A 552-nucleotide genomic window follows, 5' to 3' on the forward strand; every position below is an offset into this window, starting at 1 on the left:
GAACGCTTTCACCCTCGGCCTGCAGCTCCTCAACGGCAGCTACGGCCTCGAGATCAGCTTCTGGAGCTTCGTCGAGGTTGTCGGAAAACACTTCGTCAGTCATGCAGTTTCACCTTCAAGTCGTTGATCAGCCGAAGATCCACAGGGTCAGCTTGCCCAGACCGAAGTCCATGCCGGTGACCAGTGCCATCAGGAGCAGCACGAAGATGAACACGGCGAGTGCCCAGAAGAACAGCTCTTTGCTGGTCGGGGTCACGACCTTGCGGAGTTCGTCGATAATCTGTTTGATGAACAAGCCAAGACGCATGAAGATGTTCGGCTTAACGGCCTTTTCGCTATTTTTTGCCTTCGCCATAATAATCCTCCGCTGAGCTTGTTGTAAGAAGCTTGGCAGGGAAGGCGGGACTCGAACCCACAACCTACGGTTTTGGAGACCGTTGCGCTACCAATTGCGCCACTTCCCTAGGTGTACTCTGCCGTTTCTACTTGCTGGCGAGGATTTTGTGCGAAAAACCACGCAAGAAGTAAGCGGCAAAACCGCCAAGTCGAAAT

At 53.4% G+C, this 552-nt stretch carries 1 protein-coding gene and 1 tRNA gene; both read right to left on the bottom strand.

Annotated features, from left to right (window positions below; genetic code table 11):
- Positions 1 to 127: 127 nt before the first annotated feature.
- The gene (gene secE / locus IE142_RS35775) at positions 128 to 355 is read right to left on the bottom strand and encodes a preprotein translocase subunit SecE (protein ID WP_004220119.1); all 228 of its coding nucleotides are present in this window, start codon (positions 353 to 355) and stop codon (positions 128 to 130) included.
- Positions 356 to 388: 33 nt separating this feature from the next.
- Positions 389 to 464 (bottom strand) — tRNA-Trp (locus tag IE142_RS35780).
- Between the last annotated feature and the right edge of the window lie 88 nt (positions 465 to 552).

Source organism: Streptomyces mutabilis, from assembly GCF_014649815.1.
GTDB lineage: Bacteria > Actinomycetota > Actinomycetes > Streptomycetales > Streptomycetaceae > Streptomyces > Streptomyces mutabilis.